Source organism: Vibrio sinaloensis (assembly GCF_000808535.1).
Classification (GTDB): domain Bacteria; phylum Pseudomonadota; class Gammaproteobacteria; order Enterobacterales; family Vibrionaceae; genus Vibrio; species Vibrio sinaloensis_D.
In genome coordinates, this window is the sequence record NZ_JWLV01000001.1 from 737,192 (window position 1) to 754,958 (window position 17,767).

At 39.9% G+C, this 17,767-nt stretch carries 16 protein-coding genes; 1 reads left to right on the plus strand and 15 read right to left on the minus strand.

All coding sequences use genetic code 11. The features are described from left to right. Positions 1 to 21 precede the first annotated feature (21 nt). The 14 genes from RJ47_RS03235 to RJ47_RS03300 all read right to left on the minus strand — a co-directional run bounded on the left by RJ47_RS03235 (position 22) and on the right by RJ47_RS03300 (position 14,058). On the minus strand, positions 22 to 1,224 hold the full coding sequence (locus tag RJ47_RS03235) for an O-antigen ligase family protein (RefSeq protein WP_039481346.1): 1,203 nt from the start codon (positions 1,222 to 1,224) through the stop codon (positions 22 to 24). Then, complete coding sequence (locus RJ47_RS03240) at positions 1,202 to 2,371, minus strand: hypothetical protein (protein ID WP_039481348.1); 1,170 nt, start codon at positions 2,369 to 2,371, stop codon at positions 1,202 to 1,204. Before RJ47_RS03240 ends, RJ47_RS03235 begins: the two co-directional genes overlap by 23 nt. Then, entirely contained in the window at positions 2,368 to 2,859 is a 492-nt protein-coding gene (locus RJ47_RS20675) for a glycosyltransferase (protein ID WP_052237904.1), read from the minus strand. Before RJ47_RS20675 ends, RJ47_RS03240 begins: the two co-directional genes overlap by 4 nt. Then, positions 2,856 to 3,311 carry a hypothetical protein gene (locus tag RJ47_RS03250; protein ID WP_039481349.1) on the minus strand — a complete coding sequence of 152 codons (456 nt, stop codon included), beginning with the start codon at positions 3,309 to 3,311 and terminating at the stop codon, positions 2,856 to 2,858. Before RJ47_RS03250 ends, RJ47_RS20675 begins: the two co-directional genes overlap by 4 nt. Next, a complete protein-coding gene (locus RJ47_RS03255) occupies positions 3,308 to 3,649 on the minus strand; it encodes an acyltransferase (RefSeq protein ID WP_197058121.1) in 342 nt (113 codons plus the stop codon). Before RJ47_RS03255 ends, RJ47_RS03250 begins: the two co-directional genes overlap by 4 nt. A gap of 77 nt (positions 3,650 to 3,726) precedes the next feature. Further along, on the minus strand, positions 3,727 to 4,551 hold the full coding sequence (locus RJ47_RS03260) for a glycosyltransferase family 2 protein (protein ID WP_039481354.1): 825 nt from the start codon (positions 4,549 to 4,551) through the stop codon (positions 3,727 to 3,729). 29 nt (positions 4,552 to 4,580) lie between these two features. After that, positions 4,581 to 6,794 (minus strand): GumC family protein, encoded by a 2,214-nt coding sequence (locus RJ47_RS03265; RefSeq protein WP_039481357.1) that lies wholly within the window; start codon positions 6,792 to 6,794, stop codon positions 4,581 to 4,583. 41 nt (positions 6,795 to 6,835) lie between these two features. Continuing rightward, on the minus strand, positions 6,836 to 7,375 hold the full coding sequence (locus RJ47_RS03270; RefSeq protein ID WP_156143296.1) for a polysaccharide biosynthesis/export family protein: 540 nt from the start codon (positions 7,373 to 7,375) through the stop codon (positions 6,836 to 6,838). 6 nt (positions 7,376 to 7,381) lie between these two features. Then, positions 7,382 to 8,617 (minus strand): outer membrane beta-barrel protein, encoded by a 1,236-nt coding sequence (locus RJ47_RS03275; RefSeq protein WP_039481363.1) that lies wholly within the window; start codon positions 8,615 to 8,617, stop codon positions 7,382 to 7,384. A gap of 10 nt (positions 8,618 to 8,627) precedes the next feature. Beyond that, on the minus strand, positions 8,628 to 10,043 hold the full coding sequence (locus tag RJ47_RS03280; RefSeq protein ID WP_039481366.1) for an undecaprenyl-phosphate glucose phosphotransferase: 1,416 nt from the start codon (positions 10,041 to 10,043) through the stop codon (positions 8,628 to 8,630). Between the two features lie 495 nt (positions 10,044 to 10,538). Then, positions 10,539 to 11,288 carry a phosphate ABC transporter ATP-binding protein PstB gene (gene pstB / locus RJ47_RS03285; protein ID WP_038188252.1) on the minus strand — a complete coding sequence of 250 codons (750 nt, stop codon included), beginning with the start codon at positions 11,286 to 11,288 and terminating at the stop codon, positions 10,539 to 10,541. 42 nt (positions 11,289 to 11,330) lie between these two features. Then, positions 11,331 to 12,194, minus strand: a complete 864-nt coding sequence (gene pstA, locus RJ47_RS03290; protein ID WP_005470214.1) for a phosphate ABC transporter permease PstA — start codon at positions 12,192 to 12,194, stop codon at positions 11,331 to 11,333. Positions 12,195 to 12,210: 16 nt separating this feature from the next. Then, positions 12,211 to 13,143, minus strand: a complete 933-nt coding sequence (pstC, locus tag RJ47_RS03295) for a phosphate ABC transporter permease subunit PstC (protein WP_038188250.1) — start codon at positions 13,141 to 13,143, stop codon at positions 12,211 to 12,213. A 93-nt stretch (positions 13,144 to 13,236) separates the two neighbouring features. After that, the gene (locus tag RJ47_RS03300) at positions 13,237 to 14,058 is read right to left on the minus strand and encodes a phosphate ABC transporter substrate-binding protein (RefSeq protein ID WP_005470267.1); all 822 of its coding nucleotides are present in this window, start codon (positions 14,056 to 14,058) and stop codon (positions 13,237 to 13,239) included. A gap of 382 nt (positions 14,059 to 14,440) precedes the next feature. On the opposite strand from RJ47_RS03300, the gene RJ47_RS03305 reads away from it, so the two are divergent. Then, positions 14,441 to 16,084 (plus strand): methyl-accepting chemotaxis protein, encoded by a 1,644-nt coding sequence (locus tag RJ47_RS03305; protein ID WP_038135243.1) that lies wholly within the window; start codon positions 14,441 to 14,443, stop codon positions 16,082 to 16,084. A gap of 64 nt (positions 16,085 to 16,148) precedes the next feature. Here the strand turns inward: RJ47_RS03305 and RJ47_RS03310 are convergent, their stop codons facing one another. Next, on the minus strand, positions 16,149 to 17,492 hold the full coding sequence (locus tag RJ47_RS03310; protein ID WP_038136097.1) for a DEAD/DEAH box helicase: 1,344 nt from the start codon (positions 17,490 to 17,492) through the stop codon (positions 16,149 to 16,151). Positions 17,493 to 17,767: the final 275 nt, after the last annotated feature.

The following is a 17,767-nucleotide window of genomic DNA, read 5'->3' on the forward strand; positions in this document are numbered from 1 at the left end:
AGTGGAAAAATCTCATTTTGTTCACTCAATAAGCCTCCGATTATACGAATAGTCATTTTCGTTCTTTATGATACACATCAATAAAAATGGAATGATTGAATATCCTGCCACACCACCTAGGAAAGAAGATTCAGGAATAGAAGTGACCAATATGTAAACTGTAAAACTAATGGCTAATTTATTCGGTTTTTTAACTAAAAAATTAAATATTAGAAGTAAAACACACATCCCCCCACCTATAAGCCCCAAACTGAAAGTTGCTTGTAAAACTAGGTTATGAGCATGAGCAGGTGTATAACCAATAGCATAACTAAGCTCTGGTAGCGCTATAGAAGTGACACCCAAACCATAACCGAATAATGGCTGATCCAATATTTTTTCTATAACTGCTGGCCATATAAAAGTTCGGCCAGTAAATGTCAAAATCTCGTTAGGATCACCATGTCGAGAGACCGCAGTCAGAAACATATCGGTTTCAAACAATGCAAATACGGCCACCAAAAGGAATAACGTAATTGAGATAACTGTGGATATTGTCTTAAGTTTGGATGAAGGTAATAAAAAATACCCAGCAATAACCAATGAAGCCATGGCAGTCTTACTATCGCTTTTAACTAGACAGAAAATAGCAAGAACAGCTGTTACTGATAATAATTTCCTATTATCTAAATCATTTATCCATAAATAGCCAATAAGAAGCAAAAATACAGTGCTAAATCCTCCCATGGCATTCGAGGTAGAGAAAACACCGCTCATTCTTGGACTGACATACAATATATCATTGAGCCAATAAATATGTCTGCCCAGAGATGGAATTGAGTAATAGATCAGTATTGAAGAAATTATACAAAAACTGAAACTAAATCTGATTATTTTTAGAGTCTCAACATGACCGTTTCGGATATATATGGACTTTAGAATTATATAAAATGCAATATAAGATACAATATTAACTAAGCTTCTTAAAGGAATCATAGAAAAAGGTATTAATACTGTACCTAGGAGAAAGAAACTAATAAGCAACTTTTCGTGGCGGTTAAAATAACATCCTTCATTTTTAATCGTGTAAAACCCAAAGAAAAACGCCATTAACCAACTGGTAGCTCTGAATACAATTTGAAAATCTAATACATCTGAACCATAATCCCTAATTCTAAAAACAAAAATAGATAAAATTATGAATATGAGAAAAGTGTATTTATCAAATTTCGTTGAATCTTTCATCTTTATATTTAATATTCGATATAATCAGAAAAAGTAACACTGTCATCCATGATAACAATATCATTACAGATGGTTGTATTGGTAACTCCCCATCTAAAATAAGCAATAATATAAGAAACATTACCTGAATCCCGCCTCCTAAGAAATAAGACTTATTCACGCTAGTTAGTCGGTCCAACTTGACAAGTCGAATTTCTTGCGTTCGACAGACAGATAAACAAATAAAAATCACAAGCCATACATACAATGTATCGTTAGGAGGAAGAACCTCAGGACTATAATAAAGAGTCAAAAGAGCACCACCTAAAAGCAAACATATCAAACCGAGAAACAATGAAACGAAGCTGTACTTAGCTGACATTTTTGCGAGCCATACTTTCGATTTGACCATATGATTGTTCATTGACCGCTGATCAATTTGCTCAATTGACTTGATCACAATTTGTACTGGTTGATATATAGATCTAGCTATAAATAGAGAACTAACTAAAGCAGTTGAAAAGAATAAAGGAGCAGCTAAAAATGGGGCATGGACTACAAACATCTGAGATATCGATTGAGAAAGACGATAGAAAATTTTCTGATTGTCAGAGAAAAAAGCGCAAGAAATTTTTGAAATAGAAACCTTATTACAAAATCGGAAAAATATCGCGAGGTCTATGAGTAAACAAGTGAACAATAATACACTCAACGCATTAAATGAGAATCTATCGAAATATGATAGTAATAAAATTGCGATAACAGCCACAAAGCTAGATAAGTTTGCAGACCAATTTACTTCAAGAGAAGGAGAAAGATACTTCAAGCTCTCATGGGACAAGTAATAAGGTGCTAGCAAAAGGAAAATTGAAAAGTTCCACGCATCAAAAACAACGATAAAGAGCAATGAAGATGGGACTAATGCCAATATTGTCCAATTTACAATACTCCTTAACGAGTTGATATTTACGCCTTCAACTATATTGTTGTTAAGAGGAATAAGAAAAATACACCTATAGAAAGATAGTAGTACGAGAGTGATTGTCATCGACAACCCATATACCACAACTCCTTCTTGTCCAACTTGCTTTAAAGTAATAAAAGTTACAAGGAAGTTAAACACCGACAACGATATTGAGTCAATTATTTGAAACAGTTTATTTTTCAAGAATTTATTCTTCTGTTAAAGAATTCAACCAAAGAGCTTTCGTCAAATTTTGGGATTTCATAATTATTAGGGTTAGCCAGCAACTCTTCAACCTTATCATGAATAGAACCCATTTCTAAACATACCCTTAAAAGACGACCATTTGAACTATTCTCGTTAAACAACTTTACTGTATCCAGTTGGTGATCATTCCTGTGTTCATTAAACTCTACACGCCTAGGAACAACAATTAGTGGTTTGTTTAATTCCATACACTGTATAATAGTTCCCATACCAGCATGTGATATGACGACGTCACTTTCTTTTAACAATGAGTTGTATTCTTTGTCATTCATAAAGGGTTTATAAATCATGTTCTTAGGTTGATAACTGCTATTCCCTATTTGGGCGGTAATAACATCGCCATTAAAAAAGTCACTTTGATCAATAAAAGAAATTAAGCGATCAAATGGTAGCTGAGCGCCAACAGTCAGAAATATTTTCTTCACAGCACATTCCCATAGTATTTGACATTATTATTCGATAAATTAGGCCATTGAGTAAGTATTTCATGGGCAAAGTATTGAGCAATACGACCTGATAATGATAGTTTTTGAGTATTCGCAATACTGTCTAACCAAATTGTTCTAACAAAGAACACCCTTCCTAAGATGATACCAATTAAACCCGGCAAAGCTCCCGTGGTAATGATAAGCTTAGGTTTATGCTCCAAGATCAGCTTTATTAGCTGGAATGATATCTTTATGCACTTACTCGGATTATCACGAGACATATCATCAATAAGAAACTCATTAAACTTAGCTGCTTTATCTGAAGAGTTTAGTCTAGTTCTAATGTGTATCAATTCTCCTTCGCTTATAGTTAGCTTACTTGTCAATCTCGTTAATTGTACGTTATGACCACCACTTGAAGCGATCGCCATTATGTTTTTTCTGGTCATTCTAATATTCCTAACCTACCTGTTTGGATATTACTTTTAATTATTTTTGCTGGATTACCTGCGACGAGTGAATTTGATGGAATCGACTTCGTAACTACCGCTCCTGCAGCTACAATGCACTGATCTCCTATTTCAACACCTGGCATAATAATAGAATTACATCCAATAAAGCAGTTTTTGCCAATTGAAGTCGTCGCATGTAGCTTACGACACATATCATGAGTCAAAATAGTAGAGTTAAAAGCGACGTATGTTCCTTCGTCAATTCTAACTCCTTTAGGATTTGTTTTATCCAGTTTTGCTTTTAGTGAAATTCGAACCGTAGGATGAATATTCATCTTAAACCGTTTAATGTAGTATTGAGTTAGTATACCCAAAACAAATTGTCTAAAATAGACGTGGTAAAATCTCTTAATCATCTCGTACTATTATCCCTTTCCCACTTAAGCGATGAGTTATTATTTAGATACCATCTAGCACGCCCTAAGGAAATAGCCGTAATCGACGCATAGATTAAAAAACTAATAAAAGCCCTTTCCTTCACACCTAATATAAAAAGCGTTAAGAGGCCATTTTTGTCTCCGTTTATTTTCTTACCTATATTACTCAACTCAATGTTACCTAGCTTACTTCGTGTCTTAATTTTTATAAGAGAAATCACGTCTCTAGGAGCTTGTACATGTATATTACTTTCTGGGATAACTGATAAATTACTTTTGTCTAGTATTGATTTCACATATCCATCGTCAGCAATAACTTGAGGAAACGGGAAACATTTTGATGCAGCTTTACGACTCAGTAAATAACAGCCACTGCCCACCATTCCAATAGAGTGCTCCGGTGTTTTACTTAAAAATGAGTAATAACTACGGACAATCCATCCAGATTTCGATGTATTAGTTTCCGGAAACAATGACGCAAATAAGTAGCTTTCTTTATTAATAAAACTTAATACATTTTGTATCGATTTCTGCTCGATTAATGTGTCAGCATCTTGCACCAAAATATGATCGAATTTTGCAAACTTATACGCATAATTAATGGCATTTACTTTCGAACCTTCCGTTAACGTTAGCACTTCAATTCTATCATCTACAGCTTTAGAAATTTCTTCAGTTCTATCTATGCAGCCATTCGGAATTACAATTACCTGGATTCTATCCATAAAATTCTTATAAGCAGACAGTGTATTTCCAATCTGTTTTTCTTCATTATAAGCTGGAATTAATACCGTTAGCATTTATTACTCCAATCACTAGATATTACGATTTAAGAACCATAAGTCGCTGAATATTCGCTATATGTATGCGAGCCGCTTTTTCTATTAGATACTTGATTTAGTATGACGCCATCAATCTTAATTTGATGCTTTGAGAACAATGTCATTGAGTGCTTATAAACAGATTTCGTCGTACTATTTGCTTTTAAAACAAGTAGAATCCCTTGGGTCAGTTTTCCTACAATAAACGCATCCCTAACAGGTAATATAGGAGGTGTATCTATTATAATTCTGTCATACTTAGTTTCGAAATATTTCAGCAATTTTTCAAAGCTCTTGCTACTTAATAATTCTTGCGGATTTGGGGCTAACATACCAGCACTCATAACGTCTAGATTAGAATCGCCAATTGTCGCGATGCATTCTTCAAAAGGAGCATTCATTAAAATAACATTCGTTAATCCCGGTTGACTAGCTGATAACCCAAAACGTGTGGCTATAGATGGCTTACGTAGATCACAATCGATAAGCAGCACTTTTTCTAACTTAGCAAATGACATTGCTAGGTTAACGGAAGTAGTTGTCTTGCCTTCACCTGGAACTGAGGATGATATCGCCAATATTTTTCTGTCAGAATTATGTAAATTTAAATACAACGAAGTGCGTGTTGAATCTACAGACTCTTGAAAGGCTACAAACTTTTTGTTTTCAAAGACTCTGGAGTCAATAGGTGCTTTTTTGTAAAGCTTATCTTTTACTATTGGCAATGTTCCTGTAGGTAGTAACCCAAGCTTATTCTCAAAGTCGCGTGCCGATTCGATCGTATTATTAAATGCGTCCAAACATATTACTAGTGTCACCGCAAATCCTAAACTAGCAACAAATGCGAGTACTACAACCATTTTTTTATTTGGCTTACTCGGATATTCTGGCGAGAGTGCATAGTCACTGAAACGCGCATTAGCAGCACTGAAGTCACTAGTAGCGGTTGTTTCTTTTTGACGAGTCAAGAATAAGTCATACAACTTTGCATTCGTGTCAACTTCACGTTTCAAAGTATCATACTCCCTCTTAACAACACTCAATGATTGAAACTCATCTTTTTTACTCATTAGCTCTCGTTTAAGTAAGGCTTCTTGGTTTACTGCACTAGCAAGTTCTTTTTCAATTCCGTTTATCAGCTTTTTAACTACTCTTTCAGCACGCTCTTGGATTGATTTAAGCTGCGCATTTGCTTGAATCATTTTGTCATGCTTAGGCCCGTAACGTTTCGCCAATTCGCTAACTTCCTTCTCAGCATTGGATTCAGCAAAACGAATATCACGAATTTGCGGATGGTTTGATATTTGGGAAATTGAAGCTAGGGTCGTAACATCTTTCGCTGAATTGTTCTTGAGTGCATTATAGAGTGCTTGAGTTTCGATCCTTTTATCGGTCGCTTTAGAAATCCGATCTGTTAGATTTGAAAGCTCTGAACTCGTTAATGCAATAATACCACTATCATCAATTAGCTCTTGTTCCTTCAAAAAATTTAATAATGCCTGTTCAGACTGATCCAGTTGAAATTTTAGTTCAGCTAAGCGTTGATTTATCCAACCTGTAGCTTGCTCGGTCGCCACTAACTTTGATTCTAAGTTATTTTCTATAAATGCGACTCCAACTTCATTAGCTATTTGTGCTGCTAGGTCAGGATCATTAGACTCAAATGAAATGTTAACTAGTTGCGTTTTTCTAATAGGAGAAATCGTTAACTTAGATTTAAAGGTCGATAATATTTTTCGATTCACACTGTGTTGCTCTGTTAAATCATCAATTTCTTTTGGCTCAGATTCAGGGAAATACGTAGCAACTATAGGGCTAGATAGTATGTATTGTTTTAGATCATCGAATACACTTGATTCATGCTCAACGATATCCGGATTAAACTCCTCTACTTGGGACAACTGAAGTTTATCAATGACACGTTGTGCAACTTGATTTGACTTCAATATTTCATATTGAGTGAGGTAATATTCCTGAGCTTTTGTGTCGATTCCTATTACTTCTTCAATAGATACAGCTTTCGCCGTGCTAGACTCAATAAGTAGGGTCGCAGTCGCCTTGTATGTCGGTGTAATCGAGAGTACAACCATCACCGCAATTAGAGTGCACAAAATGGCGAAAAATGAGATAGAAAACCAACGACCTTTAATCAGATGAATGTAGTAACCTATATCAATCAATTGTTCGTGCTGAGGAGAAGTTGGTTGCGTGTGAGTAGGCATGCTAATGTCCGGTGTTAAATATTTGAGTTAGATGGTCGCGACTAGAAAAAGCTTTGCTCAATGATGATAATATCTCCTGGCATTACTTTGTTGGATAGCCTGACTTTGCTTTTTGAGTCCTCAGAGCCAGATTTAGCTATATAAACCTTGCTCCTTGCAGCGCGATCTGTGAAACCGCCAGCCAATGCAATAGCTTTGTCTACAGTCAAACCTGGTTGATATTCATAACCACCAGGTTTTTTTACTTCGCCATTAACGTAGATGCTGCGAAAGCCGATAACGCTCACACGCACCTTTGGATCGATCAGGTAATCGCCTTTCAAACCTTTCACTATTTCGTTGCGCAATTGCTCCGGTGTTTTATTAAGAGCATTGAGTTGCCCTAAATATGGATACTCAAATCTTCCTCCATTACTTATATAAAGCTCTGAAATTGACAAGTCTTCTTCACCATAAACTGAGATTTGAAGCTTATCACCAGCCCCTATCTTATAGGTATCATCAAACACTTCAGCATTAGCTTTTAATGCCAAAGAAAACACAACTAAAAATATTGATATGTATTTAATCATTGAAGACATTATCCGTTAGAAAATAAGATTTGCTGACACGTAGTAAACATTTTGTTTATATTTATTTTGTTCTATAGATGAGTCATTATTCTCTAAACGCCATCCCGCTCCAATCTCGATATCATCGCGTAGTCCATATCCTAGTCCGAGGCCGAGTCTATATAAATCTTCGGTACGTGTTGACTCTGAATAGTCATCTTTTACATATAAAAAAGACAGGTTCGTAAATAAGTTTGAACGCCAGTAGTGCTTCCAGTTTGAATCAAAACTCTTTTCATCCACGTAATTAGAACCTTGCTCAGGATCTTTTGCACGCTGGGCGGCAGAGACAAGCACCGTAGAATAAGATAGCGGTTTCCATTCGAGGTCTAAATCCCAACTAAAGCCATTAAAGTCCACTTTTTCTGCTTCAGAATAAGACTTGTTTTGGAAACCTAATCGCAGTTTACCTTTGGTTTTTCCGGTAATATCCCAAGTTGCACCTGTTAGTAGAAATCTATCTACGCTATCTTGAGACGTAGTTGTATCTGTTCCATCGTATTTATAGTCTCGATTATTAACATCTACTTCCACTAATAACTGAGTTGCGGGTAACGCTCGATAGTAAAACGCCATTCCGATACCAAACTCAAAGTAGTCTTTGTATTTGGTACTTAATGGGGTAAATTGAGGTTCTTTGATGTTTCTATAATTTTGATAGTTTTTGTCTTCCAAGCGAAGAGATGACTCAATTCGCCCCTTTGCTTCGTCAGAACCATAAGCATGAGTGATACTCGCTTTATGAACGGAAAACTCTACCGGACTTTCAGCAATAGTCGACAAATTGTCCCCAGCAAGAATACCAGTACCACGCTCTTCATGTTGGTATAAAAATGCATAGTCGATAGACAACGAGTTGCGGCGATTGATCGAAATGAAGTTTTCGCTTACAAAGCGATGATCAATGTAGTTATCGTCACGACTGTCGAAGTAAGTACCAGAAGACACTTGATAGAGTAGTTGATACAGGCTCTCCCCTCTCTCAGCCTGCAAAGCAACACCTGGCTCAAGTACGATTAAAGATGAAGACTCGGGGTTCTCTTGCTTAGAGTATCGACCTATGTTGTCATTGTATTCATAAGCACTGTTAAAAATCGGAATTACTTTTATTCCAGATTCCGTTACATATCCATTTCCTTCCAGAGCTGCATGGGCATGACTCCCGACAATAGATAAGGCAAGAGCAGGCAGTATCTTGTTCGATATCTTCATGGATAATCCTTTAGTAAGCTGTTTTACCAGTGAAACCTTTGAAAATCGTTAGATAGACTATTTTGATATCTAACCACAGTGTCCAGTTTTGAATGTAGGTTAAGTCGTACTCGACTCTTTTCTGCATTTTATCGAGCGTGTCAGTTTCGCCCCGGTAGCCGTTTACCTGTGCCCAACCTGTTATTCCGGGTTTGACATGATGACGAAGCATATACTTATCTATCAGTCCTCTATACTCTTCGTTGTGCGCAATGGCATGAGGTCTTGGACCAACAATCGACATTTGTCCGGTCAACACGTTGAAAAATTGCGGCAGTTCATCTAAAGAGGTCCGCCTTATAAAAGCGCCAAATTTCGTGACTCTCGGGTCTCCCTTAGTCGCTTGCTTAACAACAGGGCCATTATCTGTTGCTCGCATTGAACGGAATTTCCAAACTTTTATCGAACGACCATCTAACCCATAGCGATCTTGTTTGAAAATAATTGGACCCGGGGAAGAAAGCTTTACACCGACGGCGACAAATAGAAGGATTGGTGCTATTGCTAGAATGATAAGAATGGATAAAACTACATCTTCAATCCGTTTAATCACCGATGAAAAACCTCGAAAAGGAGTATCATGTACACTGAGCGTCACGACGTTACCTATGCTATTCCACCTAGAGTGCAGTAAATCAAAAGTGAAAAAGTCAGGGACAATATGCACATGTGCGTTAGAGTCAGCAAAGGCATTCAGAATTTGTTTGATACGCTTTGCAGCTTCCATTGGAAGAGCGACATAAACGTTCTTTACACTTCCGTGTTTGGCTAGCAATAAGGCGTCATCAATGTTGCCCAACATTTTTAGATTGGTTTGGACAGCGCCTAAACTATCTTCAATCCTTTCTAACGTTCTGTCATCGTAAAAACCAACTAACGTCTCGCCATTGTGTTTATTTTTCTCTAATTCTTTTCCTAGTAGCAACCCTGCTCGAGTCGCACCAATAATGATAGATTTATTACGGTAACAATCATCTGGCCTTAAACGCTCGGGTAATGCAAATACTGCCCATCGCCATAACATCAAAGATACGGGAGTCACTAGGAACCACACACCAAGTACGACACGAGAATACGAATCTGAAACCTTAAGGAAGAAACCTATTGCTAATGAGATTGCAATACAGATAAGCCAGGAAATAAGAACTGTTACTAGAAGTTGATTTAACGAAACACGCTTGTGTGTGCGGTATACCCCAGAGACTTCAGCAGCTAAGTAATAAGACACTAAAACGAAAGATAAAATTACCTTATAAAGAGATGAAAACTCTTCTACATAGATAAGTGTTGTGACAATAAGAACAAAACTGATGATAAATATATCGAAAAATCGATACATCAGTACCGATTCTTCTCCATGCTGCTTAATAGGATATCCAGTTTCCATATGAGTTATTAGGCCTATCTCTGTCGTTCAACGCTACCGCCCTTAGGTTTAGCCCCCAAAGTACTTAAGCAAAAATAATTGTTGTCTGTCGAAATCCAATTTCTGAATCTCATTTTTATAGCGTATATAGTCTGAATATTTTTCACCGAAAAACAAACACCCTTTAATACCTTATTACTAGAGTTCTTTTAATTGAGAGTGTAAATTTTCTCAATATTGAGAAAGTGAAATTTAACGCGATTTAACTCGAATAAATGTGAAAAACAGCTTTCGCAGACAGTAATTATCCATTAGTTGATTCGACCAACAACTAGCACCTTTATCTTACAAATGCTCCAATTAATAAACTTTTGTTCTAGTACTTTGTTTTATGCATTTTTTATTTTCAACCTTGTTACATTGGAAAGCTAAAAAACAAAAAAGCCCCTCATAAAGAGGGGCAAAAGTACCATCGCTTATAGTTATAGTGATATTGCCAGTAAATAGCGTTTAGAGTTAACCGAAATCACCGTTGACATAACCTTTGGTGCGATCATCTTTTGGTGAACTAAAGATGTTTTGCGTTTCATCGTGTTCCACTAACTCCCCCATTAGAAAGAATGCGGTCCGGTCAGAGATACGACGCGCTTGCTGCATAGAATGCGTCACGATGACGATGGTGTAGTTCTTTTTCAGCTCTTCCATCAACTCTTCAATTTTATGCGTCGCAATGGGATCCAACGCAGAGGTAGGCTCATCCATCAGGATCACATCCGGCTCCATCGCGATGGTACGTGCAATACATAAACGCTGCTGCTGACCACCCGAAAGACCAAATGCGTGAGACTTAAGACGATCTTTTACTTCGTCCCATAGTGCCGCACCGCGTAGAGATCGCTCAACCACTTCATCAATGTGCTTTTTGTCTTTCACACCTTGAGCACGCAGACCATACGCCACGTTCTCATAAATGCTCATTGGAAACGGGTTTGGCTTTTGGAACACCATGCCAACTTTAATACGCAGGTCCGCTACATCGATATTGCCATAAATATCGGTACCATCCATATCCAGCTTACCGGTGATTTTCACGCCTTCAATGAGATCATTCATGCGGTTTAGACAACGTAATAGCGTCGATTTTCCGCAACCTGATGGGCCGATAAGTGCCGTTACTTGGCGAGTTGGAATCGGCAAATTGATCGCTTTTAGTGCTTGGTTGTCACCGTAATATAGGTCTAGATTCTCAATATCAAACTTGTTCATTTTCTTAATCTCTTCAATTCTTTAGTTCGTGTTTGTGTGCGATTAGTAAGTCGCTTTGTTGAAGCGGCTAGCAATAAGCTTCGTCGTCATGTTGATTAATAAGACCACGACAATCAGCACTGTCGCTGTACCGTAAGCTTGGTTCCACTCTTCAATTGTGAACAGCTCGGTAGTCAGCTTGTATAGGTGAACGGTCAGCGTTCGTCCCGAATCGAGCAAAGAGTCCGGAACTCGAGCAACCATGCCTGCTGTTAGAAAAACAGGGGCCGATTCACCAATGACACGACCAATACTAAGAATGACCGAAGTTAAGATACCAGGTGTCGCACTGGGTAAGATTAAACGCCAGATAGTGTAAATTTTCGAAGAGCCTAGCGCGTAAGAGCCCTCACGATAGGTTTGTGGCACAGCCATCAATGCTTCTTCCGTCGTGCGGATAATGACAGGCAGAATCAGGATACTCAAAGTCAATGCGCCCGAAAGGATCGAGAAGCCCAGACCGAGAATCGCGACGAAGAATGTCATACCAAATAGACCGAAGATAATCGATGGTATACCCGCCAATGACTCGGTACAGAAACGAATAACTTTCACCAGCTTACTGCCAACTTTGGCATACTCCGTTAAGTAGATGGCCGTCATAATGCCCAGTGGCGCTGCCACTGCAATCGAAGCGATAACCATGTAGATAGTCGCTACTATCATCGGGAAAATACCTTTCTCTTCCCCAGTCGCCGTGTAGTTATCAGTAATGAATGCCCAATCAACGTGCTTTAGACCATTCGATAAAATGTACCAGATGATCCAGAACAGGAAGCCTACCGTTAAAGCAGCAGCGGCCCAGATAAAACCGTTTAGGATCTTGTCCTTAAACTCTCGAGATTGTTTTAGTTTTGCGCGGTCCATAATCGTCACCTATCGCTTATTTCGCTTTTTCGCGATTGAGATAAAGAAGAGCAGCATTGAGCATCATGATGAAGACAAGCAATACGACACCTGTAGCGTAAAGTGCATTAGCGTGAACACCACTTGCGTAGGACATTTCAATCGCAATATTAGCTGTTAGTGTACGCGCAGAGTCCAATATACCCTCAGGCATCGCGGGGGCGTTACCCATTACCATGATGATGGCCATAGTCTCACCAAGTGCACGACCGATACCGAGGATGACCCCAGTCATAATGCCGCTGCGAGCTGCTGGAACAAGGAGCTTAAAAATGGTGTAGATCTTAGATGCTCCAAGCGCTAGCGAGCCTTCTTTGTAAGTGCGAGGAACTGCGCGAATAGACGTTTCAGAAACGGTTATCACTGTTGGTAGAATCATGACACCCAAAACAATAATACCCGCCAAAATTGTGTTGCCTGCTGGCACTTGGAAGATATTTTGAATTAGGGGAACGATGATAACCAAGCCAAAAAAGCCATATACCACTGATGGAATACCCGCCAAAAGTTCAACCGCCGGACGAATAACATCGGCGACACGTTTCGGCGCGATTTCAGCGATGAAAATTGCGGTCAATACACCTACGGGTACACCCACTATAACGGCACCAAATGTGGAAACAACAGAAGCAACAATCATGGTTGCAACGCCGTACAGCGCCGGTGGTAGCCAATCTTGGCCAAGGACAATGCCCGACACTCCCGCTTCTTGGAATGCAGGGATGGATTCTTTAACAATGAAGTAAGCAATAATTGCCAGTGAGACGATACCGATTACGGCACTCGCTAGAAACAGGCCATGGAAGATGCGCTCTTTCCAGTCAACGCGTTTGCGCTCTCGTAATGCTGGCTTAGAAACTTGAGTCGCTTCAGTATTCATAAGCTTTTCACTATTGGTTGCGATGGTCATAAAATTCTTACCTGGAGAACGAAAAGAATCGTTTCAGAGTCAGAAAAGGCTCAGCCCAAAATTAGGCTGAGCAATTAAGTAGATTTGCTGGGATTAGTTAACTGAGATGTAGCCTTTCTTATCTACAAGCGCTTGTGCGTCATCAGATACCATCCACTCTAGGAACTTCTGAGTTTGTGCTGATGGCTTACCTTCTTTGTAAAGTACAAGGAATGGACGTGCCACTTTGTAAGAGCCGTTCTTCACATTATCAACAGACGCTGGCGTGCCATCGATAGATAGTGCGTTAACTGAAGCGTCAACGGTGCCCAGAGAAATGTAGCCAATTGCGTAAGGGTTAGATGCCACCATTGTTTTTAGAGCACCGTTACCGTTAGCAACTTGAGCGCGCTGAGAGATTGCAGAAACTTTCTTACCAGAGATTTTCTTTTTCAGTTTCATGATGTCTTCGAAAGCACCACGAGTACCTGAAGCTGTGTCACGAGTGATAGCAACGATAGGCTTGTCTGCGCCACCAACATCTTTCCAGTTAGTGATTTCGCCTTTGTAGATTGCTGTGACTTGCTCAGCAGTTAGACCACTAAGGTCGTTTTTCGGGTTAACAACAACTGCGATACCGTCCATTGCCACTGTAAGCTCTTTAAGAGCAGGCTCTTTTTCGGAATCTTTTAGGTTACGAGAAGACATACCTAGGTCAGCACTGCCGTTTTTCGCCGCTTTTACACCTGCAGAAGAACCTGGGCCTTGAACTTCAATAAATACATCTGAGTTTGTCTTCATGTATGTTTCAGAGAAAACTTCCATCAGTGGAGTTACGCTGCTAGAGCCCACTGCAGAGATCGTTTCTTTAGCAGAAACTGAAGTCACTGCCATTGCGCCTAGAAGTGCGATTGCACCGATAACTGTCTTTTTCATCACAATATCCTTAATTGGCTTTATTGCCGTTGTGTTTCACTTGAACGATGCTCACTTTAGGACCCTTATGTGACAGTTGTGTTTCACTTAGTTGAAGCCTCTATGACAGCTTAGTTTTGCTCTTTCTCCTCCAATACACATTGAGTTATGAATCAATTATTGTGAGAAACTGTGTCAGCTGGATTATAATAATTGATGCAATTAGTTACATAAACCACTGAAAATTAAATAAATTAAGTTGCATAACGTCCTATCAAAAATTGCACACAACTCTAAATTTGTGTATTGAATTATCCTCGCAGGGAATTAGAATCATTCTCGAAACTAATAAAAATAATAATTTATTTACTATTACATTGCTTTTTTATGAAGAGGACCTTTCATGCGCCAACTACTCAGTGGCTTGTCTATTAAGCTTCAGGTGGTTGTGCCTGTTATTTTTACTTTGTTACTTCTCGTTGCAGGTATCAGTTACAGCACTTCAAATCTGAAAAATGTATTCAATCAAGTAACCATCTCTACCGAAAACTTGGTCACCCACAAGGATGAACTCACCAAAATCATCGACAACACCTACGGAATGCGCATTAAAGCCATTTACAGCCTTTTTAGATCCGATGATGTAGCGCAACTTGCAACGACTTTGGAATCCAAAAAACAAACCAATTTCCGCTTGTTGGACTCCCTAGCTCAAGTTAAAGGCCTCGAGGCAGAGGTGAAAGCGATGCGCAACGCCATCGACGATTACGTGAGCTACTCTATTGATACAATGACGCCCTTGCTAAAGACCAAACACGCTAGCGAATCATTGTCTGCGGCGTTTGAGCAACAGTACGAACAAGCATCAAACGTATACCGAACCAAGGGCAACGCGATGGTAAAAGCGATCGACGACTTGTCCGCTAAGCTCAACGAAATTGCATTGCACGAAGTCGCAGCCAACCAAACCAGTCACTCGAATGTGATGTTTAACGCGATCCTCGGCTTACTTGCCGTGCTTGGTACCGCTCTAGTGATAAGCTGGCTGCTGGCAGGTATCATCGTTACCCCAATCAAATCACTGCAAAAAGCAATGAAAGAGCTTGCTCAAGGCAACCTCAAAACGGAGGTAAGCGTTGAGGGTAACAACGAAATCACTGCGCTATCACAAGACTTCAACTCGACGGTTAAGCAGCTACAAGGAACCGTAGACGCGCTGGTACGAATCAGTGTTGATGTTGCTTCTGCTTCGACTGAACTTGCGGCAGTAATGACACAGTCAAGTGCAAACTCCGATCAAGAGAAGAACGAAGTTGAGCACGTGGCAGCTGCCATAAACCAAATGGAAAGTACCGCTTCTGAGGTCACCGAAAACGCTAATCGAGCCGATTCTGCCTCTACACGTGCTGACAAACTTGCACGTGAGAGCCTTGCCGTGTTTGAACAGAACACGCGTTCAAGTGAGAAAATGGCTCATCAGCTTTCAGAAGCCGCAACAGTAGTAAACTCACTGAAAGAGCAATCTGAGCAAATTGGTAAAGTCATTGAAGTTATCGAAAGCATTTCAGAGCAAACCAACTTACTTGCTCTCAATGCTGCGATCGAAGCGGCTCGAGCAGGCGAGAGTGGTCGCGGTTTTGCCGTTGTCGCAGATGAAGTCCGTATGCTTGCAGCACGCACGCAAGAATCAACCAAAGAGATCCAAGTCATTATCGAAGAGCTGCAAAGACAATCAGGAAGCGCGAATGAGAGCATGAACTCGAGCTTAGAGCTACTGAGTCACAATCAAGACCAAGCCAGCAAGGTTAGAGAGTCCTTGGGTAACATTAGCGCCTCAATCTCAGAACTGACAACTATAAACGCTCAAGTCGCCGTTGCATCGGAAGAGCAAGGGCAAGTGACCTCTGACGTAAACAACAACCTGAGCAACATTTACGAGCTTGTAAGCCAAAATGTAACCGGAATTACCCAAGCTGCTGCCGCAAGCCAAGAGTTATCAACGCTAGCGGAAAACCAAAAGCAACAACTGGGGTTCTTCAAGGTCTAACCGCGGTATTTAAGCAAAAAAGGGGCTGCCAATTGGCAGCCCCTTTCTGTTTTGTTTGACCTGTTTATTCGTCGTCCGCTTTCGGAGCAACTTTCTTTTTCGGGATGAACACACTATCACCCACAGCTACGTTTTGGTGGAAGCTCTTATCACGCTTCACTGGTTTCTTAACTGCTTTCTTCGCTTGAGGTTTAGCACTCTTAGTCACTTTACCCTTGTTACGGAAATCTGGCTTGCGCGGTTTTAACCCTTTGAATTTCCCTTTTAAACCTTCAAGCTCTGAAAAGCTCAGGTCTTGCTGTAAGTAGGCTTCGACGCGTTTAAAGCTGTCCCAGTCTTTCGGACCAACCAATGAGATCGCATCCCCTTTATTGCCAGCACGACCAGTACGACCCACTCGGTGAACGTATTCTTCCGTGTGTTTTGGCATATCAAAGTTGATTACGTGGGTAACATTCGCAATATCAAGGCCACGAGAAGCAACATCTGTCGTAACCAAAATCTTAAACACCGCTCGCTCAAACTGGCTCATGATGGTGTTGCGCTGAGTTTGATTTAGATTGCCACTTAGCGCGATTGCTTTCAGCTTTTTCTCATTGAGTTTTTCGGTCAAACGATCAGTGTCAGCTCGTGTTGCCGTAAAGATAATGATCTGCTTGTACTCTGCTTCTTGCAGCACACGCTCCAATATCGCCTCTTTGTGATCAAGGTGATCACACAGGTAAAACTTCTGAGTGATGTCCTTGTGCTCTTCATTCGAGACTCCGACAGCAATGCGCTTTGGTGCATTCAACATTTCAAAAGCGATATCGTTCACTTCCGCATGATCCAATGTCGCAGAGAACATCAAAGTCTGGCGACGACGGTGTTTTGCCGCATTATGAATACGGCGTAACTCTGGTGCAAAACCAAGGTCGAGCATACGGTCTGCTTCATCAAGAACCAAGGTTTCTAACCCTTCTAAGAAAAGCGAACGATGCTCTAGGTGATCCGCCAAACGACCTGGGGTCGCGACAATAAACTTAGGGTACTTTCGTAGGGCTTTTACTTGGTCATTAAAGTTTTCACCACCAACGATCAAAGTGGCGTCATAAGACAAGCCAGCCAACATTGTGCGCAGCTCTCCGTACACCTGTTTTGCAAGCTCACGCGTTGGCGCTAGAATCACAGCACGAGGATCTTTGGCAGAAAACGCTTTGCTCTTTAACGACTTGTGCAGCATAGGCAAAACAAAGGCAAGCGTTTTACCTGAACCTGTTTTTGACGAAGCCAACAAGTCTTTACCAGCAATCGCGACCGGTATTGCTTTTTGCTGGATCTCCGTTGCTTTCTTAAAATCGAGATGTTTTAAGTTTTTTAACAAGCGGTTGTCTAAGCCTAAATCTTTAAAATGCAAAGTATTCTCCATTGGTGCAGCAATATTTTCCATCACTCAAAAAGAGTGAGTTGGAACAGAAAATGAGTAAAAACAGGCTATGATACCTAGATTTACCCAAAGTAGATAGTGATCACATTAAATATCACTTGATGGTCGAAAATGGATAAGAATCGTTCTCAAAAACCGATGTAATTATAGCTCTCACCAATGAGACTCAGCTCAACTTATTGGATAATTGCTTAAATTCTTGGGTTTTTTTGACTTTATTCTGCTTTAGCAAGCGTAAAATTAGCACTACACTATTC